At 62.4% G+C, this 22,356-nt stretch carries 23 protein-coding genes, 1 tRNA gene and 1 riboswitch; of the genes, 15 read left to right on the top strand and 9 right to left on the bottom strand.

Going from position 1 to position 22,356, the window contains the following annotated elements; all coding sequences use genetic code 11:
- Positions 1 to 47 precede the first annotated feature (47 nt).
- From ASD83_RS19595 to ASD83_RS19580, 4 genes are all read left to right on the top strand, one after another.
- Entirely contained in the window at positions 48 to 719 is a 672-nt protein-coding gene (locus ASD83_RS19595) for a response regulator (RefSeq protein ID WP_056314107.1), read from the top strand.
- Between the two features lie 31 nt (positions 720 to 750).
- Entirely contained in the window at positions 751 to 1,149 is a 399-nt protein-coding gene (locus ASD83_RS19590; protein WP_056314106.1) for a VOC family protein, read from the top strand.
- A 279-nt stretch (positions 1,150 to 1,428) separates the two neighbouring features.
- Positions 1,429 to 2,355 carry a sulfite exporter TauE/SafE family protein gene (locus tag ASD83_RS19585; RefSeq protein ID WP_056314105.1) on the top strand — a complete coding sequence of 309 codons (927 nt, stop codon included), beginning with the start codon at positions 1,429 to 1,431 and terminating at the stop codon, positions 2,353 to 2,355.
- Positions 2,352 to 3,116, top strand: coding sequence for a TIGR02186 family protein (locus ASD83_RS19580; protein WP_056314104.1), 765 nt, complete (start codon positions 2,352 to 2,354; stop codon positions 3,114 to 3,116). Before ASD83_RS19585 ends, ASD83_RS19580 begins: the two co-directional genes overlap by 4 nt.
- 1 nt (position 3,117) lies before the next feature.
- On the opposite strand, the gene pdeM is transcribed toward ASD83_RS19580, so the two are convergent.
- A complete protein-coding gene (gene pdeM / locus ASD83_RS19575) occupies positions 3,118 to 3,783 on the bottom strand; it encodes a ligase-associated DNA damage response endonuclease PdeM (RefSeq protein WP_162249197.1) in 666 nt (221 codons plus the stop codon).
- Positions 3,784 to 3,914: 131 nt separating this feature from the next.
- Positions 3,915 to 6,425, bottom strand: a complete 2,511-nt coding sequence (locus ASD83_RS19570) for a ligase-associated DNA damage response DEXH box helicase (RefSeq protein WP_056314102.1) — start codon at positions 6,423 to 6,425, stop codon at positions 3,915 to 3,917.
- 307 nt (positions 6,426 to 6,732) lie between these two features.
- On the opposite strand from ASD83_RS19570, the gene ASD83_RS19565 reads away from it, so the two are divergent.
- Positions 6,733 to 7,020: a DUF6460 domain-containing protein gene (locus ASD83_RS19565; protein WP_156386060.1), complete on the top strand. Its 288-nt coding sequence runs from the start codon at positions 6,733 to 6,735 to the stop codon at positions 7,018 to 7,020.
- Positions 6,987 to 7,694: a nucleoside/nucleotide kinase family protein gene (locus ASD83_RS19560; protein WP_200946541.1), complete on the top strand. Its 708-nt coding sequence runs from the start codon at positions 6,987 to 6,989 to the stop codon at positions 7,692 to 7,694. The genes ASD83_RS19565 and ASD83_RS19560 overlap by 34 nt, the downstream gene beginning before the upstream one ends.
- A 106-nt stretch (positions 7,695 to 7,800) precedes the next feature.
- Here ASD83_RS19560 and ASD83_RS19555 read toward each other — a convergent pair whose 3' ends face one another.
- Together ASD83_RS19555 and ASD83_RS19550 are read right to left on the bottom strand one after the other, a co-directional pair.
- Positions 7,801 to 8,913, bottom strand: coding sequence for a quinone-dependent dihydroorotate dehydrogenase (locus ASD83_RS19555; protein ID WP_082561367.1), 1,113 nt, complete (start codon positions 8,911 to 8,913; stop codon positions 7,801 to 7,803).
- Positions 8,910 to 9,266 carry a DUF952 domain-containing protein gene (locus ASD83_RS19550; protein ID WP_056314099.1) on the bottom strand — a complete coding sequence of 119 codons (357 nt, stop codon included), beginning with the start codon at positions 9,264 to 9,266 and terminating at the stop codon, positions 8,910 to 8,912. The genes ASD83_RS19555 and ASD83_RS19550 overlap by 4 nt, the downstream gene beginning before the upstream one ends.
- A gap of 128 nt (positions 9,267 to 9,394) precedes the next feature.
- Here ASD83_RS19550 and ASD83_RS19545 point away from each other — a divergent pair, with 128 nt between their 5' ends.
- Positions 9,395 to 10,036, top strand: coding sequence for a helix-turn-helix transcriptional regulator (locus ASD83_RS19545; RefSeq protein ID WP_056314098.1), 642 nt, complete (start codon positions 9,395 to 9,397; stop codon positions 10,034 to 10,036).
- The gene (gene aac(6') / locus ASD83_RS19540) at positions 10,003 to 10,479 is read left to right on the top strand and encodes an aminoglycoside 6'-N-acetyltransferase (RefSeq protein WP_056314097.1); all 477 of its coding nucleotides are present in this window, start codon (positions 10,003 to 10,005) and stop codon (positions 10,477 to 10,479) included. The genes ASD83_RS19545 and aac(6') overlap by 34 nt, the downstream gene beginning before the upstream one ends.
- A gap of 74 nt (positions 10,480 to 10,553) precedes the next feature.
- Here the strand turns inward: aac(6') and ASD83_RS19535 are convergent, their stop codons facing one another.
- Positions 10,554 to 12,197, bottom strand: coding sequence for a lysine--tRNA ligase (locus ASD83_RS19535; protein ID WP_056314096.1), 1,644 nt, complete (start codon positions 12,195 to 12,197; stop codon positions 10,554 to 10,556).
- A 145-nt stretch (positions 12,198 to 12,342) separates the two neighbouring features.
- Here ASD83_RS19535 and ASD83_RS19530 point away from each other — a divergent pair, with 145 nt between their 5' ends.
- A complete protein-coding gene (locus ASD83_RS19530; protein WP_056314278.1) occupies positions 12,343 to 12,753 on the top strand; it encodes a tellurite resistance TerB family protein in 411 nt (136 codons plus the stop codon).
- A gap of 66 nt (positions 12,754 to 12,819) precedes the next feature.
- On the opposite strand, the gene ASD83_RS19525 is transcribed toward ASD83_RS19530, so the two are convergent.
- Positions 12,820 to 13,617: a transporter substrate-binding domain-containing protein gene (locus ASD83_RS19525; RefSeq protein WP_056314095.1), complete on the bottom strand. Its 798-nt coding sequence runs from the start codon at positions 13,615 to 13,617 to the stop codon at positions 12,820 to 12,822.
- 143 nt (positions 13,618 to 13,760) lie between these two features.
- Positions 13,761 to 14,969: an O-succinylhomoserine sulfhydrylase gene (metZ, locus tag ASD83_RS19520; RefSeq protein ID WP_056314094.1), complete on the bottom strand. Its 1,209-nt coding sequence runs from the start codon at positions 14,967 to 14,969 to the stop codon at positions 13,761 to 13,763.
- Positions 14,970 to 15,007: 38 nt separating this feature from the next.
- A riboswitch (SAM riboswitch) is annotated at positions 15,008 to 15,082 on the bottom strand.
- Between the two features lie 79 nt (positions 15,083 to 15,161).
- Between metZ and ASD83_RS19515 the strand changes: the two genes are divergently transcribed.
- The 6 genes from ASD83_RS19515 to ASD83_RS19490 all read left to right on the top strand — a co-directional run bounded on the left by ASD83_RS19515 (position 15,162) and on the right by ASD83_RS19490 (position 20,123).
- Positions 15,162 to 16,265 carry a 2'-deoxycytidine 5'-triphosphate deaminase gene (locus ASD83_RS19515; protein WP_056314093.1) on the top strand — a complete coding sequence of 368 codons (1,104 nt, stop codon included), beginning with the start codon at positions 15,162 to 15,164 and terminating at the stop codon, positions 16,263 to 16,265.
- A gap of 106 nt (positions 16,266 to 16,371) precedes the next feature.
- Positions 16,372 to 16,445, top strand: a tRNA-Gly gene (locus tag ASD83_RS19510).
- A 204-nt stretch (positions 16,446 to 16,649) separates the two neighbouring features.
- Positions 16,650 to 17,696 (top strand): aromatic ring-hydroxylating dioxygenase subunit alpha, encoded by a 1,047-nt coding sequence (locus ASD83_RS19505; protein ID WP_056314092.1) that lies wholly within the window; start codon positions 16,650 to 16,652, stop codon positions 17,694 to 17,696.
- On the top strand, positions 17,697 to 18,440 hold the full coding sequence (locus ASD83_RS19500) for a GntR family transcriptional regulator (RefSeq protein ID WP_056314091.1): 744 nt from the start codon (positions 17,697 to 17,699) through the stop codon (positions 18,438 to 18,440).
- Positions 18,441 to 18,449: 9 nt separating this feature from the next.
- On the top strand, positions 18,450 to 19,418 hold the full coding sequence (locus ASD83_RS19495; RefSeq protein ID WP_056314090.1) for a PDR/VanB family oxidoreductase: 969 nt from the start codon (positions 18,450 to 18,452) through the stop codon (positions 19,416 to 19,418).
- Between the two features lie 111 nt (positions 19,419 to 19,529).
- On the top strand, positions 19,530 to 20,123 hold the full coding sequence (locus ASD83_RS19490) for a GNAT family N-acetyltransferase (protein ID WP_056314089.1): 594 nt from the start codon (positions 19,530 to 19,532) through the stop codon (positions 20,121 to 20,123).
- A 4-nt stretch (positions 20,124 to 20,127) separates the two neighbouring features.
- Here ASD83_RS19490 and coaBC read toward each other — a convergent pair whose 3' ends face one another.
- Positions 20,128 to 21,369, bottom strand: coding sequence for a bifunctional phosphopantothenoylcysteine decarboxylase/phosphopantothenate--cysteine ligase CoaBC (gene coaBC / locus ASD83_RS19485; protein ID WP_056314088.1), 1,242 nt, complete (start codon positions 21,367 to 21,369; stop codon positions 20,128 to 20,130).
- On the bottom strand, positions 21,362 to 22,144 hold the full coding sequence (locus ASD83_RS19480) for a type III pantothenate kinase (RefSeq protein ID WP_056314087.1): 783 nt from the start codon (positions 22,142 to 22,144) through the stop codon (positions 21,362 to 21,364). The genes coaBC and ASD83_RS19480 overlap by 8 nt, the downstream gene beginning before the upstream one ends.
- Between the last annotated feature and the right edge of the window lie 212 nt (positions 22,145 to 22,356).

The raw sequence follows: 22,356 nt of genomic DNA, 5'->3' as shown, positions 1-22,356 counted from the left end.
AGCATGGTTTTGTGCCTCTGCCCCCTGATTTGGAGTAGTTTAGGCCCATGACTCGTCGCCGCATCATCATCGTGGATGACCATCCCCTGTTCCGGGCGGCGCTGCGCCAGACGCTGGCCGGAGGCGATGCCACGGTGAGCGTGGAAGAGAGCGGCGACCTCGCCAATCTCAGCAAATCGCTCGATGCCGATCGCGATTGCGACTTGGTTTTGCTCGATCTCAACATGCCCGGCGTGCGCGGCTTTTCGGGACTGCTGCTGGTACGGGCGCAGTATCCCGAAATTCCGGTGATGATCATTTCGGCCGTTGAAGACGCCACCGTCGTGCGGCGCGCATTCGAGCTTGGCGCTTCGGGGTATCTGCATAAATCCGAGGGACCGACGGAAATCCGCCGCGCCATCGAGACGGTGCTGGCAGGCGAAGTGTTTGTGCCCAAGGGAACGACGATCACCGGGGATGACGAGCAATCGGGATTGATGAAGCGGCTGGCGAGCCTGACGCCGCAACAGGTGCGCGTCTTGATGATGCTCAGTGACGGGCTGATGAACAAGCAGATCGCCTATGAACTGTCCATTTCGGAAGCGACGGTGAAGGCGCATGTGTCGGCTATTTTGCAAAAGCTCGATGTCGATAGCCGGACGCAGGCGGTGATTGCGGCAGCGCGCATCGAGGAAGGCCAGTTCGAGGCGTTGTTTGCGACCGGGGCGGAAAAAGCCTAGACACGTCCTCAACATAGAGAAGGACGAGGCGATGAAGCCCAAAATCAACATCATCACCATCGGCGTCGATGAACTCGAACGCGCCTTTGTGTTTTATCGCGCACTGTTCGAGATCGAGGACGACAAGATCGGCGTTGGCGAGGATCACGTCGCGTTCTTTTTCGACGAGGATTTTTCCTTCGTGCTGTTTCCGCGCGAGCAAATTGCGCAGACGGCGGGCAAGCCCGAGACGCTGGAAGGCACGCCGGGTTTTGTGCTGAGCCATCGGGCCGACAGCGCCGAAGAGGTGGATGAAATTCTCGAGCGCGTGCTGATCGCGGGTGGCTCGATCATCACGCCGGGTACGGAATCGGAATGGGGCTATTCGGCCTATTTCGAGGATACCGAGGGCAATGTCTGGGAGCTTATGGCGACGCCCACGGCGAATTAGGGCTGGGGCGATTGCCGGGCGTGGCGTTGAGGCATCGGGGCACGCCCCGTGGTTCGAGGCTGCGCTGCGCTCCGCACCTCACCATGAGGGCTACTGGGGTGGCGGGCGTGGATGGGCCAGTGCGTTGCTCACTGTGAGGGGCCTGCGGCGCAACGCTGCGAAAATAATCTCGGTTTTGATACAATTTCGTCCGGTTTTTCTGGAACCTTGACCACTTGTTGACGGTCTTGCCGTTAGCCTCTGGCGTAAAGAGCCAACCGCAAAACGGGACCCAAGGTCTTGCAGATCTATCTGCCGATCGCCGAGCTTTCCGTGAACCTCTTCTTTCTCGTGGGGATCGGAGGGGCAGTCGGCTTTCTGTCGGGTCTGTTCGGCGTGGGTGGTGGGTTCCTGCTTACCCCGCTGTTGATCTTTTCGGGCGTGCCGACTTCGGTGGCGGTTGCCTCGGTGACCGGACAGGTGGTGGCGGCGTCGACCTCAGGCGCGCTCAGTCACTATCGGCGCGGCGGCATCGACCTGCATCTGGCGATGTATCTCATCTTGTCGGGTATTTTAGGCGCCTTTGGTGGCGTCGCGACCTTTTCGGTGCTGCGCGCGGCGGGTCAACTCGATCTCTTCATTGCCGTGGGCTTTGTCGTCCTTCTCGGCTTTGTCGGCATTCTGATGCTTCAGGAGGCGGTGCGGGCGCTGCTGAAAAGCCGGCAGGGTATCGTCGTGCGGGAACGCCTGCCCAATCAGCATAGCTGGATCCACGGCCTGCCCTGGCGCGTGCGCTTCAAGAAAAGCCGGCTCTATATCAGCGTGCTGCCGGTGCTGGCGATCGGGCTTTTCATCGGGTTCGTCGGTTCGCTCCTTGGCATTGGCGGCGGCTTCGTCATGGTGCCGGCGCTGGTCTATCTCTTGCGCGTGCCCGGCAATATGGTCATCGGCACCTCGCTGGCGCAGGTTGTCGCCATGATGGCGGCGACGACGATCATGCATGCGGTGCAGAGCCAGAGCGTCGATATTCTGCTCGCTTTCTGCCTGATGGTGGGCGGTACGGCGGGGGCGCAATTTGGCGCGGCTGCGGGACAACACCTGCGCGGCGAGCAATTGCGGGGGCTGTTGGCGCTGCTGGTTCTGGCCGTTGCCATTCGTTTCGGTCTGTCGCTGGTGCTGACGCCGGACGACGTTTTCTCGATGGCCGTGACGAGTGCGGTGCGATGAACCGCATTCTCGCGCTTCTCTTCATCGTCCTCGTTTCGGCAGTGCCAGCGGGCGCGGCGGCGCGGCTGGTTTCCGGCGTTTCCAACGACACGATCCAGATCACCTCGAGCTTTGACGGCGAGCGGCTGACCTTTTACGGCACCATCGCGCCGGAGGCGGGTTCGGAGCAGCGCTATGTGGAAGGGCCGTTCGACGTCGTGATCGTCGTGCTCGGGCCGACGCAGGACCGGGTGGCGCGCGAGAAGACGCATAATTTCGGCATCTGGCTCAATACCGAGCAGGTCGAATTCAAGCGTTTTCCGAGTTACTTCCATGTGCTTTCCAGCCGGCGGCTGCTGGAGATCGCCGATATCAACCTTCTCAACCGCAATTTCATCCTGCCTGAAGCCCATGCGATGATGCCCAATATTGCGGGGTTCATGAAGACGCTGGTGTTCGGGCGCGAATTGATCCGGCTGATGTCGGAACAGGGGCTGTTCGGGGTGCAGGAAAATGGCGTGCGGTTCCATTCCGACACGTTCTATTCGGCGCAATTGACGCTGCCGAGCAGTGCGCCGCCGGGGCCCTATATCGCCCAGACCTATGTGTTCCAGAATGGCGAGATCATTGCGCGCAAGTCCGAGGGTTTTGCGGTGCGCAAGATTGCGTTCGAGCGGTTTCTGGCGCAATCGGCGACGCAATATCCGCTGCTCTATGGCATTGCGTGTGTGGTTCTGGCTCTGTTTACCGGGTGGCTCGGTGGGGTGCTGTTCAGGCGGTAGACTAGCCGCGTACCAGACGTCTTGTTGAGACCGGATAGGTCCGATCACGCCCCAGCATCGTCACTTCGACGGAGGGCCAATTCAGGAGGCCGAAGAAGGCCGGGGACAGGATATTGAGGGCGCCGGTGGAGCTGCCATAGGCGGGCAGGATCAGGACGCGATTGTCGTGGACGAAGCAGGCGCTGCGGGCGGTGCGGCCGGACATGGCGATGCGGGCGGCGGGGTGGAGGTGGCCGGCGACGAGGCCGGGTTTTCCCTTTTGCGGCTCATGCGCGAGGGTGAGGCCGTCGAGTTCGAGCTCGGCGGAGAAATGGCCGCCGATGGTGTGGGGCGCGGGATCGTGGTTGCCGGAAAGCCAGGTGCATTCGACATTTTCGACGATGGCATCGAGACGAATACGATCCGCTAATGTTAGCAGACTGCTAGCATCGGCGCGATGAAACGTGTCGCCGAGTGAAATGAGGCTTTTGGCGCCGGTGCGCCGGAGGTCGGCTTCGAGGCGCGACAGGGTCATGCCGGTATCATAGGGGGGCAGCAGCTGGCCGCGGCGGGCAAAGCTCGCCATTTTCTCGAAATGGAGATCGGCGACGAGGAGGGTTTGCCGCGCGTGCCAATAGAGCGCGCCGGATGGCAGGGGCTCGAAATTTTGGCCGGCGAAGCGCAGCACGGGGGACTCTGAGGGTTGGGCAAGGGCGGCGTTGTTCATATGGCGGCTGCGAGGTCCAATCCCAATAGTGCCCGCCTTCATCTCCCGGAGATTCCCGCTTTCGCGGGAATGACGCCGCGATGGGAGGCGGCTCAGAGTTCGCCGATCGCTTCTCTGAGGAGTTCGTCGGCAGCATCAGCCATAGCCGATTCGCGGGCTTCGCCGAAAATGGGTTCCTTGCCGATATCGAGCATGATGGGCACGGCGAGCGGCGAAATCTGGTGCAGCGGCTTGTGGACGATGTGGGATTTTATGCGCGTCAGCATGTGGCCAAGGCGCTCGATATCGAGAAGGCCGCGGGCGGCGTCGTGGCGGGTGGCTTCGATCAGGATGTGGTCGGGCTCGTGCTGGTAGAGCACGTCGTAGATGATGTCGCTGCTCATGGTGATCTGGCGGCCGGACTTTTCCTTGCCCGGATGGCGCCGCTCGATGAGGCCGGAAATGATGGCGCAGTTGCGGAAGGTGCGCTTCATCAGGGCGGATTCATCGAGCCAGGATTCAAGATCATCGCCGAGCATGTCTTCATCGAAGAGTTCATCGAGGGAGAGGCGATCGGTGCGGATGAGGGCCGAGAGATCGGCAAGGCCCCAGATGCCGAGGGCATATTCGGAAGCGACGAAGCCGAGCGGGCGGGCGCGCATGCGTTCGAGCCGGCGCGTGAGGAGCATGCCCAGGGTCTGGTGCGCCAGGCGCCCTTCGAAAGGGTAGCAGACGAGAAAATGGTTGGTGCCACGCGGAAAAGTTTCGACGAGGAGACTATCGCGGCGGGGGAGGACGGAGAAATCGCGCTGCAGGCGGAGCCAGTCGCTGACCTGATTGGGGAGTTTGCCCCATTCGCCCGGACTATCCATGATGCGACGGACACGCTTGGCGAGATAGGTCGAGAGCGGGAATTTGCCGCCCATATAGGAGGGGATTTTCGGGTCCTTGGCGGCGGCTCGGGAGACGAAGGCCTCGTTGTCCTTCATGCCTTCAAAGGCGACGATTTCGCCGCCGAAGACGAAGGTGTCGCCCGGCGTCAAAGTGCCGAAAAAATATTCTTCCATTTCCCCGAGGACGCGACCGCCAGCGCCGATGGGGCCAGTGGTGCGGCCGCGCTTTTGCTCCTTGGAGCGGATGAGGCGGACGCGGACCATGGGCTCTTCGATGATGGTGCCGATATTGAGCCGGTATTGCTGGGCGACCGAAGGGTGTGACAGGCGCCAGGTGTGGTCGGGGTTTTGTTTTAAGCGCGCATAGCGTTCATAGGCGCGAAGGGCATAGCCGCCGGTGGCGACGAAATCGAGGACGCGATCGAATTTGGGACGGGCGAGGTCGCGATAGGGCCAGGCGCGGGTGACTTCGGCGTAGAGGTCATCGGCAAGGAAGGGTTCGGCTGAGGCCATGCCAAGGATGTGTTGGGCGAGGACATCATAGCCGCCTGGATGGGGATCTTCGCTATCCTGATGGCCTTCGGAGACGGCTTCGACGGCGGCTTCGCATTCCAGGACTTCGAAGCGGTTGGAGGGAACGAGCAGGGCTTTTGAAGGGTCGTCGAGCCGGTGATTGGCGCGGCCGATGCGTTGCAGCATGCGCGACGAGCCTTTTGGCGCGCCGACCTGCACGACGAGATCGACATCGCCCCAGTCGATGCCGAGATCGAGGGTCGAGGTGCAGACGACGGCTTTCAATTTGCCTGATGACATGGCGGCTTCGACTTTTCGCCGCTGTTCGACGGAGAGTGAGCCGTGGTGGAGGGCGATAGGCAGCAGGTCTTCGTTGATGTCCCAAAGCCCCTGAAAGAGCATTTCGGCCTGGGAGCGGGTGTTGACGAAAAGAAGCGTCGTCCTGTGTTGCTGAATGGTCTGGTAAAGCTCGCGATGGGCGTATTTGGCGGAATGGCCGGCCCAGGGGAGGCGTTCTTCGGTTTCGAGAATGGCCAATTCGGGCGGCGCGCCGCCGACCATCCGCAAGAGATCGGTGGGGCGATCGAGGTGGGGCTGGGCGATCCAATCGCGGAGGAGATCGGGGCGAGCGACGGTGGCCGAAAGGGCGGTGATGCGCATGTCGGGCGCGAGTTTGGCGAGACGCGCGAGGCCGAGCGAAAGAAGATCACCGCGCTTGGAGGTGACCAGCGCGTGGAGTTCGTCGAGGACGACGCGGCGGAGCGTGCCGAACATCAGTTCGGCATGGGGATGGGAGATGAGGAGCGCCAGTTGTTCGGGGGTGGTGAGGAGAATATGCGGGGGCTTTACGCGCTGGCGCGTGCGCTTGGAAGCGGAGGTGTCGCCGGTGCGGGCCTCGACGGTGATGGGCAGACCCATGTCCTCGATGGGGGCCGAGAGATTGCGGTGAACGTCGACCGCCAGGGCTTTGAGGGGGGAGATATAGAGGGTGTGAAGGCCCTGGTATTTTCCATCGACCAGCTCGGCGAGACTGGGGAGGAAACCGGCCATGGTCTTGCCTGCGCCCGTAGGGGCGATGAGCAGTTGGCTGGCGCCGGACTGATAGCTTGTCAGCACATCGAGCTGGTGCTGGCGGGGGGACCAGCCGCGGGAGGTGAACCAGTTGGTGATGATGGGGGGGAGGGTTGAGGATACTGTCACCGCCAATGGCCCGAGCATACACCGGCCTCCCTTCTCCCCTTGCGGGAGAAGGAGAAGGTGCCCGAAGGGCCACCGAATTGGCATCCGCCAATTGCGGTTGGGATGAGGGGTATTCTTTGGCTCTCACCAAGCTCTCTGCGGAGGAGAGAACCCCTCACCCTGGATTTTTGCTGAACGCAAAAATCCTGTCCCTCTCCCGCAAGGGGCGAGGGGGGCGCCGGTGGGCGGGGAGACATCGGAGACGGAAAAGTTGACAACAGGCACCTACTGCAAATCACGCATAAGCCTATATGATGGTGGAACCACTGCCAAACGGAGCCGACCGATGACAGAAGATAGCCGACCCGTATCCCGTTCCGGTCTTGAACGCCTATTGGGCGATCGGCCGGGATCGCTGGTTATAAAACTGGTGCTGATTTCGCTGTTTGTCGGCTTCATCATGTCGGTGTTCGGGTTTGATGCTGCGGACCTCGTGCGTGGAGCGGTGGAGGCCGTGCGCGATATGCTGCGCGATGGCGGGGCGGTGTTCCGGCAATTGGGCAGCTATGTTCTTACGGGCGCGGCAATCGTGTTGCCGGTTTGGTTGATCCTGCGTTTGATGCGGCGGCACTGATGCTCAAGGGGCGGCTGAAGCTGACGCCGATCGATGCATTGACGGAGTTGACGTGGCAGGCACAGGCGCTGGCGGAGAAGGCTGGCGGGCGGCGCATAGCCATTGGGCTGGCGGGTGGGCCGGGGGTTGGCAAATCGACGCTGGCGGCGGAGTTGGTGGCGGCGCTGAATGTGACGGCGCCGGGGTCGGCGGCGCTGGTGCCCATGGATGGCTTTCATATGAAGCACGCCAAACTCGAGGCGATGGGGCAGACCGATTTCAAGGGCGCGCCGCATACGTTCGAGGGGGCGGCGTTCGTTGAATTTTTGGGACGACTGAAGACGGCGACGGGGCCGGTGAGCGGACCGGGCTATTCGCGAAAGATCGAGGATACGGTCGAGGACGCTTTTAGCGTAGCGCCAGAGGTCACGGTGCTGGTGGTTGAAGGGAATTATCTGCTGCTTGGCGATCTGCCCTGGGCCGAGGTGAAACCGCTGCTCGACTTTTCCGCGTTCATTGCCGTGCCGCGCGACATGGTGCGGGCGCGGCTGATGAAGCGGCATGGCGAAGAGGGACTGTTCTCCGAGGAGCGCAATCGGGCGCATATCGAGCGCAACGATTTGCCAAATTATGATCTGGTCATGCGCGAGCAGGATCGGGCGGATGTGATCATCGACCTGGACGTCGAGGCATAATAGCTGGGCCGGCAACGGTGTGCTCGGGGACGAGGTCGCCACGCCCCGTGGTTCGAGGCTTCGCTTACGCTTCGCACCTCACCATGAGGACTACTGGGAGGTCCCTTCAGGAAACCTCGCCTTCGCCCCTGGCCCAGGCGTCGGCTTTGGTGCCGACGAGTTCGGAGATGTTCTTTTTGCCTGCCGAACGGACGCTGGCGACGAGGCCGCGCTTGAGGCGGTCGAGCAGGTCGAGGCCTCCAAAAACCATGGCCGAATAGAGCTGGATGGTGTTGGCGCCGGCCTCGATTTTTGCCAGAGCCGTTTGCGGGGAATGGATGCCCCCGACGCCAACCAGGGGCAAGGTGCCGACGCGCTGGCGCATCTGGGCGAGGCGCTGGGTGGAGAGCGCAAAAAGCGGTTTGCCCGAGAGGCCGCCGGTTTCGCCGGCGTTTTCCATGCCGGCGACGGGATCGCGCGAAATCGTCGTATTGGAGACGATGAGGCCATCGAGATCGGTCGCCAGGATAACGCGGGCGATGGCGTCCATGGCGGCTTCGTCGAGATCGGGCGCGATCTTGAGAAGGACGGGGACGCGGGTTTTGGCTTTGGCGCGGGCGGAGAGCACGGCGTCGAGAAGCCGGGTCAGGGCTTCGTCGGCCTGGAGGTTTCTAAGGCCCGGCGTGTTGGGCGAGGAAATATTGACGGTGAGATAGTCGGCGAGATCGGCGAAGCGGTTTACGCCCAGCACGTAGTCGGCGACGAAATCTTCGCTGTCCTTGTTGGCGCCGATATTGACGCCGAGGGCGGCGGGGACGCGGAGGCCTTTGAGGCGCTCGAAGGCCGCGTCGTGGCCTTCATTGTTGAAACCCATGCGATTGATGACGCCATCGGCCGCCGCAACGCGGAAGAGGCGCGGCTTTGGATTGCCGGTTTGCGGGCGCGGGGTGACGGTGCCGATCTCGACCATGCCAAAGCCCATGAGCGCCAGAGGACGCGGGACTTCGGCATTCTTGTCAAAACCCGCGGCCATGCCGACGGGGTTTTTCAAGTCGAGGCCGCAGAGGGTGGTGGCCAGTTCTGGCGGGTCCTTATGCTCCTGCTGGGGAGAAAGACCGAGGCGCAGGGCGGTTATGGTGGCGCCGTGAGCCGTCTCGGGATCCATGCGCAAGAGCGTGTCGCGCGTCAGATTGGCGAGGCCGGCATTGCGCAGCAGGGGAGCGAAGGCGGAGAGGATCATTTGACACCTGCGGGCAAGGTACAGGAGCCGTCGGTGGCGACGCTGAGCGGCTCTTCCCAGAGAACGGTCGAGAGGTTCAGCGGCCCGCCATAGAGATGAGGAAAGAGTTCGCCGCCTCGCGAGGGTTCCCAGACGAGATCGCTGCCGAGATCGGCGGTGGGGACGGCGAGCAGCAGGAGGCCGGCCTGACCAGCGAAATGGAGGCGCAGCGTTTCGGGCAATTGCGCCGCGGTCGAGAAATGCATGTAACCATCCTGGTGATCGATGGGCATGCCTTCAAACTGGCCGGAAAGGCGCGCGGGCGCGAAGGCCACGGCAGTGGTGATTTTGTAGATCAGCTCGGGTGTCGACATGGGCGCGAACCTAATTAAGCGATCAGGGTTGGGCAAGTGATTGCGCGGGCTTTACAGGGGGACTGGCTGACATTAATCTAGGATTAATTTCCTCAATCCTGATCAATGTCCTTTTAACGGCTTCGACCATGCTTTCTCACAGAGCCATCTGGGATGGTATCGACGCGCTGGCGCAGCGCCACGGCCATTCGGTTTCGGCGCTGGCGCGCCTTGCCGGACTCGATGCCACGGCGTTCAACGTGTCCAAGCGCGTGAGCAAGGACGGACGCGAACGCTGGCCATCGACCGAAAGCATTTCCAAAATTCTGGAAGCGACGGGGGAAGGGTTTGACAGTTTTCTCGCGGGGGCCGGGGCATTCATGCAGACCAGTAACATAGCCTTTGGGCAGACGGTGCCGCTGTTGGGTCTGGCGCAGGCGGGCGCCGGCGGTTTTTTCGATAGTGCGGGTTTTCCGGCCGGAGAAGGCTGGGACGAGGTTACCCTGCCCTCGCCTGTCGATCCGGGCATTTATGCGCTCGAAATCCAGGGCGACAGCATGGAGCCGCTCTATCGCGAGGGGGACCGCGTGGTGGTTTCGCCCACCGAACAGGTGCGGCGCGGCGACCGGGTGGTGGTCAAGACGCGCGAGGGCGAGGTGATGGCGAAAATTCTTTATCGCCAGAGCGCCAAGCAGATCGAACTGCATTCGCTCAATCCGGCCTATGAACCGCGGCTGCTCAATACGAGGGATATCGAATGGATCGCGCGGATCATCTGGGCCAGCCAGTGAGGGTGGCGCTGGCGAGGGCTGAAGATGCTGCGGACTGGACCGCGATGCGGACGGCGCTGTGGCCGAGTGGCGGAGACGGCGCGCATGCGGCCGATATTGCGCAATTGCTTGATGATGCCGGAGAGACGATCAACCTGATCGCCCGTGGGGACGATGGGGTGGCGCTGGGCTTTATCGAGGCGGCGCTGCGGCGGGACTATGTCAACGGCTGCAAGACTTCGCCGGTGGCGTTTCTCGAAGGGATTTTCGTGAAGCCGGAGGCGCGTGGACAGGGTGTGGCGCGGGCCATGGTCGCAGCGGTCGAGGCCTGGGCGCGAGAGCAGGGGTGTTCGGAGTTTGCCTCGGACACGGCGCCGGAGAATTTTGTGAGCCAAGACATGCACCGCGCGCTGGGTTTTGAGGAAACGCAGCGGGTGGTGTTTTTCAGGAAGGTGCTGGGGTAGCGGGCAAGGCCCGTGTTTGCTGCCCCACCCCCTCCCATCCTCCCCCATCAAGGGGGAGGTGAAGAGACGGCGGATTAGCCGAGCATCTTGCCCGCAAGCGCATTGGCGATGAGGTTTCGGGTGTTTTCGATGCCATAGAGCGCGGCGAAGGAGCCGAAGCGGGGGCCGCGTTCCTGGCCGATGAGGACCTGATAGAGCATCTGGAAGAACTCGCCGGAGACGCCGGGGCCGCCGGTGGGGCCTTTTTTCGTGTGATCCTGATAGCGCTCGATGGTGCGGGCGACATCGAGGGCGGCGTTCTGGATGGTTTCGTTGTCGGCGTCGGCCGGCAGCGCGGCAAACGAGGCCGATAGTGCTTCAAGCGCGGCGCGTTCGACCTCGTCGGGGGCGCGATAGCTCTTCTTCACGAAATCGCGGAAGTAGCGCATGGCGTAGCCGACGAGCGCGTCGAGATGGGGATGCGTCTTCGCCGACACGCCGGCCGCGTAAGCCGAGATATAGCCCCACATGACTTCGGGGGTTTCGGGATTGGATGCCGTGGCGAGGTTGAGCAGCAGCGCGAAAGTGACCGGCATGTCGATCTCTGGCACATTGCCATAGTGGACATGGAAGGCGGGGTTTTCGAGCCGTGCGGCGGCGTCCTGCCTGGCGTAGGAGCCGACATGGGCGGCGTATTCATCGACCGCGCGCGGGATGACATCGAAATGCAGGCGCTTGGCGACGCGGGGCTTTTGGAACATGTAAAGCCCAAGGCTCTCGGCCGGCGCATAGGTCAGCCATTCGTCGATGGTCAGGCCATTGCCCTTGGATTTTGAAATTTTCTGGCCTTCGGCGTCCAGGAAAAGTTCGTAGACATAGTGCTCGGGCGGGGTGCCGCCGAGGATCGCGCAGATCTTGTCGTAGATATGCTGATTGGTCTGGTGGTCCTTGCCGAACATTTCGAAATCGACGCCGAGCGCGGCCCAGCGCATGCCGAAATCGGGCTTCCACTGCAGCTTTACGTGGCCGCCGGTGACCGGGACGGTGGTGTCGCGGCCGTCTTCGTCTTCAAAGGTGATCGTGCCGTCCTTGGCGTTGACCTCTTTCGTCGGAACATAGAGCACGCGGCCGGAAATCGGGGAAATCGGCAGGAAAGGCGAATAGGTCGCCTGCCGCTCGGCCCCGAGGGTCGGCAGCATCACGTCCATAATGGCCTGATAGCGCTCGGCGGCGAGGCGCAGGACGGGGTCGAACTTGCCCGACCGGTAATAGTCGGTGGCGCTGGCGAATTCGTAGTCGAACCCAAAGGTATCGAGGAACCGGCGGAGCATGGCGTTGTTGTGGTCGCCAAAGCTCTGGTACTCGTTGGTCCAGGGATCGGGGACCGAAGTCAGCGGCTTTTGCAGATGCGGCTCCATCGCCTCCTTGGAGGGGACGGTATCGGGGATCTTGCGCATGCCATCAAGATCGTCCGAAAAGCACAGGAGCCGCGTCGGGATTTCATCGCGCGTCAGCAAGCGAAAAGCGGTGCGGACCATGGTGGTGCGCGCCACTTCGCCAAAAGTGCCGATATGGGGCAGGCCCGAGGGGCCATAGCCGGTCTCGAAGAGGGCCTCTCCCTTGCCCGATTTTTCCAGCCGTTTGACGATCTTGCGGGCTTCTTCGAACGGCCAGGCGCGAGCGGACTGCGCAGGCTCAAAGAAATCGGGATCGAGGGCGGGCAAAACAGCGGGCGACACTGGGCGGTAGCCTTTCTGAGGAGGGAGGACGCTAGAGAAAAGGCGGTGTCGCATTCCCATCGAGTTACGTCAATGTCGCAGGTGGTTGCGAAACGTGGCGGGGCGGCCTAGTTCTTGAAACACTTGCTTATTGCTGGAAGGCGCCATGACCATCTCTGCCCACGACGCTCTCATTCACCTGATGCTGGTGGCTGCCTCTTCGGACAGCTCGATGACGGAGCGCGAGCTCAAGCGCATTCAGGCGCTGATCGATCGGCTGCCGGTGTTTGAAGGTTTTGACAAGTCGCGGCTGGCCGCGGTGGCGAATGACTGTGCTGATCTCCTCAACGGGCCGGACGGGCTTGACCGGGTGATCGACAATGCGCTGGCAGCGCTGCCGAAGAAGCTTGAAGACACGGCCTATGCGCTGGCTGTGGAGGTGACGTCGGTGGACCTGCATCTCGAGCAGGAAGAGTTACGCTATCTCGAAATGTTGCGTGACAAGTTGAGCCTTGATCGACTGACCACCGCAGCCATCGAAGTGGCGGCGCGGGCGCGGCATAGAAGGATGCCGTAGCCACTCGAGCGCCTTCTCGCCTAAATTCGCTCCACTGGAGCGAATTTACCTGCGGCCGGCTCGAAGTTAGTAAAACCCAACCGGGAACCAGCGCAGATACAGCTCGTCGAGGGCGCCGTTTTCCTTGAGGCGGACCAGGGCCCAATCGATGGCGTGGCGGGCCGCGTCATTGCCGGCGGGGACGGCGATGGTGAGGCCCTCGCCGAACAGCTCGGGACGGAAATAGGGCTCGCCGGCAAAGGAGCAGCAAGCTGGATTGTCGTTGAGCCAGAAGGCGGAGCGCATGGCGTCGCCGAAATAGGCGTCTACTTTGTCCTCGCGCAGGGCTGTCAGGGCGTCGATTTCGGAATTGAAGGTTTCGGTCTTCACCTTGGGCAGGTAGCGCGCCATGAAATCGGCATGGGCGCTGCCGGCGCGAATGGCGACGGTTTTGCCGGCGAGGTTTGCGACCGAGAAGCTGGCTGCATTGTCGGCGCGGGTGACGAAGCGACCGGGGAGAGCCAGATAAGTGGACGAAAAATCGAATTTCTCGCCGTTTTCAGGCGTGACCGCGAGGCCGGCGATGAGCGCGTCGCCTTGCGCATCGGCAAGGGCATTGGCGGCCTGATCCCAGGGCCAGGCTTGCAGCGTGCAGGCGATGTTGACCTCGGCGCAGATGCGCTTGGCGAGGTCGACGTTGAAGCCGATCAGTTCGCCATTGGTGTCGCGGAAATTGAAGGGCGGGAAATCGGCCGTCGTCAGGAAGCGGATGGCCGGGACGGAACCCTGCAAGGGCAGGATTTCGCGGGCGTCGGGATCGGAATGATAGGGGAGTGGCTGGGCGAAGGCAGGGGTGGCGAGGGTCAAGGCGATGCCGAGGGCCATGAGCGCGCCGCCCCACCCCCTCCTAGCCTCCCCCTCGAAGGGGGAGGGACGCATTGGGGATGTGACGGGGGCGGTGAGCCACTGCAGCAACCCCTCCCCCTTCGAGGGGGAGGTTGGGTGGGGGTTCTCGACACCCACGCGCATCACACCTGATCCAGCGCGTATAGCAGGTCCGCGATCAGATCGTCGGCATCTTCGAGGCCGACCGAGAGGCGCAGGAGGCCGGGGGTAACGCCGGTTTCCAAGCGGACTTCTTCGGTGAGGCGCGCATGGGTGGTGGTGCGCGGATGGGTAATCAGCGATTTGGCATCGCCGAGATTATTGGAGATCAGCACCACGGCAAGCGAATCCGAGAATGTGAAGGCGGCTTCCTGGCCGCCCTTGAGGTCGAGCGCCAAAAGCGTCGAGCCGCGGCTCATCTGGCGCTTGGCGAGGTCGTATTGCGGGTGGCTCTTGTGGTGTGGATAGATGACCCGGTTGACCTTGGGGTGCGAAGCCAGCGCCTCGGCGATCTTTTCGGCGCTGTCGGTCATCTGGCGGATGCGCAGGGCGTAGGTTTCAAGCCCCTTGAGCAGGACCCAGGCATTGAAGGCGCTGAGCGTGGCGCCGGTCTGGCGCAGGAACATGTGGACATCGGCCTCGATGATGGCTTTTGAACCGAGCACAATGCCGCCGAGCACCCTGCCCTGCCCGTCGATATGTTTTGTCGCCGAATAGGTGACGAGATCGGCGCCGAGTTCGAGCGGTTTTTGGTAAAGCGCGGTCGAAAAGACGTTATCGACGATCAGCTTGGCGCCATGGGCGTGGGCGATGTCGGCCACCGCCTTGATATCGACCAGTTCGAGCGTGGGATTGGTCGGGGTCTCGACGAAGACCACCTTGGTATTGGGGCGCATGGCGCGGGCGAAATTTTCGGGATCGCGGCCATCGACCAGGGTGGATTCGACGCCGAAGCGCGGCGCGTAGTCTTCGACGACATAACGGCAACCACCGAACAGCGCCTGGGCGGCGACGATGTGATCGCCGGCGCGGACCTGGCTCATCACCGCATTGGTGACGGCGGCCATGCCCGAGGCAAAGCCGCGGGCGGCCTCGGCGCCTTCGATCAGGGCCATGCGCTCCTGAAACATATCGACAGTTGGGTTGGCGAAGCGCGAATAATTGTGGGCGCCGGGGATCTTGTTGAGGAACAGGTCCTCGGCGTGCTGGGAACTCGGGTAGGAATAGCCCGAATTGAGATAAAGCGCTTCGCTGGTTTCGTTGAAGGGCGAACGCTTGCCCCCGCCATGGACCATCTGCGTCGCCGCCGAGCGCCGCTTGGGATCAAGGAGGGGATTTTTATCTTTGGACATTGTCTGAACCTAACAAAAAACCGGCACGCGCGGGCGGCCGGTTTCCCAAACGGTCCTTAGCAAATTGTTTTAAGTGGCTGCAAGCGACCGGCCAAATCACCACTGGAAATGACTAAACCGCAATTGGCCGGTGGCGTCAATGTTCAGGCTTTGCTAGGGAGAGCGACCCCTGATTTGCCGGAGCACCGCACCATGGCAGAGGCCTGGCCGCAAGGCGTCTTTCCTGCACGACTGATCGAAAAGCTCCACACCGAAGGCGCAATTGCGACGGCACAGCCGTTCGACCCGGACCAGGTGCAGCCGGCAAGCCTCGATCTCAGGCTCGGCGATGTGGCCTATCGGGTGCGTTCAAGCTTTTTGCCGGGGCCGGCCCATTCGATGGCCGAGCGGATCGAAGCGCTCAAACTGCACGAAATCGACCTGACGCGCGGGGCGGTGCTGGAGCGCGGCTGCGTCTATCTGGTGCCTTTGCAGGAAAGTCTCGACCTGCCGGCCGAGGTGAGCGCGTCGGCCAATCCGAAATCGTCCACGGGGCGGCTCGATGTGTTTACGCGCGTGATCGGGGATCGGGCGCGCGGCTTTGACCAGATGCCGGCGGGCTATAAGGGGCCGCTTTATCTCGAAGTCAGCCCGCGCACCTTTCCGGTGCTGGTGCGCAAGGGATCGCGGCTGAGCCAGATGCGCTTTCGTTGCGGCGATACGCGGCTGTCTTCGGCCGAGCATCAGGCGCTCCATACCAGCGATACGCTGGTGATCGGTGGCGACCAGCCGGTTGGCGAGGGCGTGGCGCTCTCGATCGATCTGCGGGGCGATGGCCGCAACGGGCTGATCGGCTTTCGCTCCAAGCGCCATACCGGCGTCGTCGATGTCGACAAGAAGAACGCGCTCGATGTGCTCGATTTCTGGGAGCCGCTCTATAGCCGCGGCGTGCCGGAACTGACGCTCGACCCGGATGAATTCTACATTCTCGTCAGCCACGAGGCCGTGCATGTGCCACCCAGCCATGCGGCCGAAATGGTGCCGTTCGACCCGCTGGTGGGGGAATTCCGCGTGCATTATGCCGGCTTTTTCGATCCCGGCTTTGGGCATTCTTCGGCGGGGGGCACGGGCAGCCGCGCGGTGCTCGAAGTGCGCAGCCGCGAGGTGCCATTTCTTCTCGGACATGGCCAGAGCATCGGCCGGCTGATTTACGAAAAGCTCGCCGAAAAGCCCGATCGTCTCTATGGCTCGGCGCTGGGATCGAACTATCAGGCCCAAACGCTGAAACTTTCGAAACACTTCAAGCCGTTCCCATAAGGGCGGCTTGACGCTGGCCGCAATTTCCAGCATCTATCGGCGCGAACTGGTCGTCGCGCTTCCAAACGGAACCCGACTGCCACGTTTCCTGGAACCTTCCAGGCATGCGGGTGTAGCTCAATGGTAGAGCAGAAGCTTCCCAAGCTTACGACGAGGGTTCGATTCCCTTCACCCGCTCCATCCAAAACTCATTGATTTAGAAGCGATTTTCGGCGCGCTGCCCTGCCGGGTTTTGCGCGGGCGCGTTTCCGATCGCTCCCTCTTTTTTCCAGATCACGCTTAAGCGCGAGGCTCGAGGGCGGTTGCGCGGCGCTGCTCTTGAAAAATGTATACAGTTAGTATTTGTTATAGCGTGAAACTGATCGCAGGAAGAGGAGCCTGGTGATGAGCACCCAGACATTTCCGATGAACGCCTGGTATGCGGCGGCGTGGGATACCGAGGTTAAACGCGCGCTATTGCCCCGTAAAATCTGCGGAAAACCTGTGGTTTTATATCGAAAACAGGATGGAACACCCGTCGCCTTGGCCGACGCGTGCTGGCACAGGCTGCTGCCGCTTTCGATGGGCGAACTCTATGGCGACAATGTCATTTGCGGTTATCACGGTCTCGAATTCGACGACACCGGCCGTTGTGTATACATGCCGTCGCAGGACACCATTAATCCATCGGCCTGCGTCGTCTCCTATCCGCTGGTCGAAAAACACCGCTTCGTCTGGCTGTGGATGGGTGATCCGGCTTTGGCCGACCCGGCCAAAATTCCCGACCTGCACTGGAACGAGGACCCGGACTGGGCGGCCGATGGCAAGGTGATCCATGTCAAATGCGACTACCGGCTGGTGATCGACAATCTGATGGATTTGACGCACGAAACCTATGTGCACGGCTCATCCATCGGCAATCGCGCGGTGGCGGAGGCCCCGTTCACGGCCACGCATTCGGACAAGACGGCGACGATCACGCGATGGATGAAGGATATCGACGCGCCGCCATTCTGGCGCGGCCAATTGGGCAAGCCGGGCAATGTCGATCGCTGGCAGATCATCAATTTCGAGGCGCCGGCCACCATTGCCATCGATGTCGGAGTGGCAATTGCCGGCACCGGCGCGCCCGAGGGTGATCGCAGCCAGGGGGTCAACGGCTTCGTGCTCAATACCATCACGCCGGAAACCGACAAGACCTGCCATTATTTCTGGGCTTTTGCCCGCAACTACAAGACATCGGAGCAACGCCGTACGCATGAACTGCGCGAGGGGGTGGCGGGGATTTTCCGCGAGGACGAGCACATCCTCGAAGCCCAGCAGATCGCCATCGACAGCAATCCCGATCACGTCATCTACAATCTCAACATCGATGCCGGCTCGATGTGGGCGCGCAAGCTGATCGAGGCGATGATCGCCGATGAACAGCCCCTTCGTATGGCGGCGGAATAAATGGCGGCTTCCGCACAGACGCGGCAGCAGCCGCAATCGCTCAAGGCGCTGATGGGCGTGCGTGACCTGGTACTGGGGGGCCATGCCCGGCCCGGGGAAAGACTGTCCGAGGTGGCGATTGCCGAAAAGCTCGGTATTTCCCGCACGCCGATCCGGGCGGCGCTGGCGCGGCTGGAACAGGAAGGGTTGCTCGAACTCATTCCATCGGGGGGCTACGCCGTGCGCGGCTTTACCCGCGAGGAAGTGATCGACGCCATTGAATTGCGCGGCGTGCTGGAGGGCACGGCGGCGCGCCTCGCGGCGGAGCGTGGTGTGCCGCCTGCCCGCCTGCGGGCCATCAAGGAACTGGTGCGCGCGCTCGACGAGACGGTGCGCGACCGGCCCGAGGATATGGAGTTCGAGCGCTATGTGGACCTCAACGCCGCCTTTCACGAGGCGCTGGCCGGGCTTTCTGGCAGCGACACCGTCAGGCGTGAAATCGAGCGGATGACCCGCTTGCCCTTTGCTTCGCCGAGTGCATTTCTCGACAAACAGGCCGACGTTCCGGCCTTCCGGCAATCGCTGCTGGTGGGCCAGGCGCAGCACAAGGCCATCGTCAACGCCATCGAACTGCGCGAAGGCGGCCGCGCGGAAGCGCTGGCGCGCGAGCATGCGCGATTGGCGCGGCAGAATTTGGAATATGTCATCGAGACGGATCGTAGCCTGTTGCGCCGCGTGCCGGCGCTGGCGCTGATCGGCGAATAGGGGGGCATCATGCGCAACAGACAGGACTGGCGCCGGGGCGTTGTCACCCGCGCCGAAGGCATCGCCGACGATGTTCGCCTGCTCGAATTTTCGGTTGATGGCACGCTGCCGCTGTTCGATCCGGGTTCGCACAGCAATTTTCGGGTGAGTCTGGGCGAAGGGCAGGCCGTGCGCACCTATAGCTGCCTGCCGGCACAAGCGGGCCATATCAGCGTGGCGGTGAAACGCCACGACCACAGCCGTGGCGGTTCGCGCTTCATGTGGGGGCTGGAGCCGGGGACAACAATCGAACTCAGCGTGCCGGAAAACCGGTTCGAACTGGGCTGGAGGGCGCCCTATTATCTGCTGATGGCCGGTGGCATCGGCATTACCCCGATCTATGGCATGGCTCTGGCGCTGCAACGGCGCGGCCTACCCTTTCGCCTCGTCTATGGCGGACGCAGCCGCCGTGTCATGGCCTTTGCCGATGCGCTCGAAGCCGAATTGGGCCATAGCGTTGCGATCCATGCCGGCGAGGCGGGCGAGCGCATCGACATTGCGGGAGAAATTGCCGCCCTCCCCGCCAATGGCGAGCTTTATGTGTGCGGGCCCATCGGCATGCTCAATGAAGTCAAAGAGGCCTGGTCGGCGGCCGGGCGGCCAATGGGGCGGCTGCGCTATGAGGTGTTTGGCGATAGCGGGCTGTTTGCCGAGGGTCCGTTCAGCGTCGAAGTGCAGGGGCTGGGCCGGTCGGTCGCGGTGCGGCCCGACCAGACGCTGCTCGAAGCGCTGCTCGGGGCCGGCGTCGACATGATCTACGATTGCCAGCGGGGCGAATGCGGGCTCTGCGCCGTCGATATCATCGAACACGATGGGCCGATCGATCATCGCGACGTGTTCTTCAGCGCCGAAGAAAAACAGGAGGGCACCCGCATGTGCGCCTGCGTTTCGCGCCTGGCCCGCGGCAAGGCAGTCATCGATGTGGGTTTTCGCGCCTGAACAACCGGCTTTGTTCGACCTGTTGGCAAGAGTGAAGCGGAGGTTGCGAAGAGGGGCAAAAACGGGGATCGTCCGACGGTTGCCATGCGCTTTGAACGGACAGGGATTTCTATGTCGCCACACATACGCCAGGCACGCCCGGAAGACAGGGCGGCGCTTTTTTCGATCTGTGTCCGGACAGCGCATGCAGGGGCCGACGCTTCGGGCCTTTATTCGGACCCGGACTATCCGGGCCTTGTGTGGTCGGTGCCCTATCTCGAATTTTCGCCCGAACAGGCTTTCGTGCTTGATGATGGCGGCGATATCCTCGGCTATGTCGTCGGGACCCCGAACACAGAGGCTTTCGAGCGGCAGCTCGATGCTGAGTGGTGGCCGATGCTGGCTGAAAAATATGCCGGGCGGGAAGCAGTCGCCACGCTGGACAATAATGTGCTCGATCGCATTCGTCAGCCAAAGCACAGCAATGCGGCTCTATCGCAGCGTTACCCGGCGCATCTCCATATCAACCTCTTGCCGCCGGCCCAATCGGGCGGCTGGGGGCGCAAGATGATCGAAACCGAACTCGACGCCCTCAGAAAAGCGGGCGCCAAGGCGATGCATCTGGGACTGAGCCTGACCAATGACCGGGCCTATGGTTTTTATCAGCATCTTGGCCTCAGCGAGATCGGGCGTGACGATGCCATCTGGATGGGCATAACCCTCTAGAGCGCTATTTTGGCGCCGGGGCCTGTTTGGTCTCGGCAACCACGTCCCAAATGGCGTCGGCCAGCGCGGCCTTGCTCATCACGGCAAAATCGCGCGGGGCGGCATCGCGCGCCAGGAGCGTGCCGCCATTGGTGCCCACCTGAAAACCGGTTTCGCTGCTCTCGCCAATGCGCGCCACCGCATTGGCAAAGAGGAAGTCCAGCCGCTTGCGCGCGAGCTTGAGCTGCCCGTTTTCCACGACATCATCGGTTTCGGCGGCAAAGCCGAGGAACCATTGGCCATTGGCGGAGTCGCGGAGCGCACCGAGCACATCGACCGACGGCACGAGGTCGAGCGTGGTTGCTTCATTGGCGCGCTTGAGCTTTTGGGCGGAGGGAGTGGCGACGCGATAATCCATGACGGCGGCCGTGGCGACGACGCCATTGGTGTCGGGCAGAATTTTCAACGCCGCTGCCGCCATTTCCTCGGCGGTGCGGACTTCGATGATGGAAAGGCGCGAACTGGCTTCGCCCGATGCGACGGGCCGGACGACGCCCTTGTCGACGCCGAGCACCATGCTGACGCGGGCGCCACGCCGGAGCGCTGCTTCGGCCATGGCGGCGCCCATGCGGCCGGTCGAATGATTGGTGATGTAGCGCACCGCATCGATCGGCGTGGTGGTCGGGCCGGAGGTGATGAGCACGTGAACGCCCGCCAGATCCTTGGTTGCGGTTTCGTTCAGCTGCGTATTGATCGCCTGCACGATGCTCTCGACGCTGGCCAGCTTGCCGACGCCCACCTCGCCACAGGCGAGAATACCGGAGGCCGGATCGACGAAGCGCGCCCCGGCATCGGCAAGGCCGCGCAGATGGGCCTGCGTGATGGGCTTGTTCCACATCACCGTATTCATGGCCGGGGCGATGAGCAGCGGGGCTTCGGTCGCCAGCGCCACGGTGGTGAGAAGATCGTCCGCAAGGCCCAGCGCCAGCTTGGCCAAGGTATTGGCGCTGGCGGGCGCTATGACGAACAGGTCGGCCCAACGCGCCAGGTCGATATGTTCGGTCCCCGAAATATCGGCGCCAAAAATTGCCGAGCGCACCGGGTTGCCGCTGAGGGTTTCGAGGACGAGAGGGGTGACGAACTGGGTGGCGCTTTCCGTGAGGATGCAGCGCACCCGGTGGCCTTGTTTGGTCAACTGCGAGACGACGTCGGCGATTTTGTAGGCGGCGATGCTGCCGGTGATGCCGATCAGGATATTGCTAGCCATTGAGTTGCCCATAACGGAAGAGCCCCAGAAGCGTCAGGTCGGGCTGGATATCGAAGCGGGGTGAAAGGGTGATGAGCCGAGTACAGCCGCCGGTGGCGATGAGTTTTACATCCTGCAAGCCGGAATCGCGCAGCAGGCGATCGGCGAGGCCTTCGATCAGGGCCTCATAGCCCTGCAGCACCCCGCTCTGGATTTGCGTTTCGGTCGTATTGCCCAGCGCGCTTTGCGGCCGGACCAGCTCCACGGAGAAGAGCTTTGCCGCCCGGCTCTGGAGGGCCCGCCAACTGGTATCCAGTCCCGGCACGATGGCGCCGCCGATATAGGCCGGGCGCCCGTCGACAAGGCAGAAGGTGGTGGCCGTGCCCGCATCGACCAAGAGAAAGGGCGGCTCGGCAATGGTCAGCGCGCCGGCGACATTGGCGAGACGATCGGCGCCGAGCTGGTCAGGGAAAGGGAGGTCGAGCTCAAAATCGCGCTTGAGTTTAGCGGAAATGGAAATCACCTCGATCGGGCGCTTGCCGCTCTGGCAGGCGCCGCGAACGGTTTTTTCGAGAACCGGCACGACCGTCGAGAGGATGGCGCGGTCGGCGACTTCCCAGATGCTGGCTTGCAGGTGTTCGGCAAAAAGCTGGTGCAGATGCACGCGGTATTCATCGGCGGTCGCCAGCGGATCGGTGCGGAAGCGCAGTTCGCCCACGACCTGGCCTGCCTCGCTAAAAAGGCCGGCTACCGTATGAGTATTGCCGATGTCGAGCAGCAGCCAGTGTTTCGCCATGTTTCAAGGTCTTTCCAGCTTCGTCACCCTACCGGTCGCCTTCAGAACATGGGTGCCGTTGTTGCGCAAGCGCTGCGGGTGGAGATCGCCAAAGACATGGTGCGTCAGCGTAACCCGCTCAAGGGCGAGAGCGTCCCGGAATCGGACCCTTTTTTGCGGCTCGTTAAAGTTAACCAGAAATAGACTGAAATCCTCAAATAGTGGGCACTAGC

The organism is Devosia sp. Root685 (assembly GCF_001427875.1).
Taxonomy (GTDB): domain Bacteria; phylum Pseudomonadota; class Alphaproteobacteria; order Rhizobiales; family Devosiaceae; genus Devosia.
The sequence above is the reverse complement of the archived record's forward strand: the minus strand, read 5'-3'. Positions and strand labels throughout refer to the sequence as shown.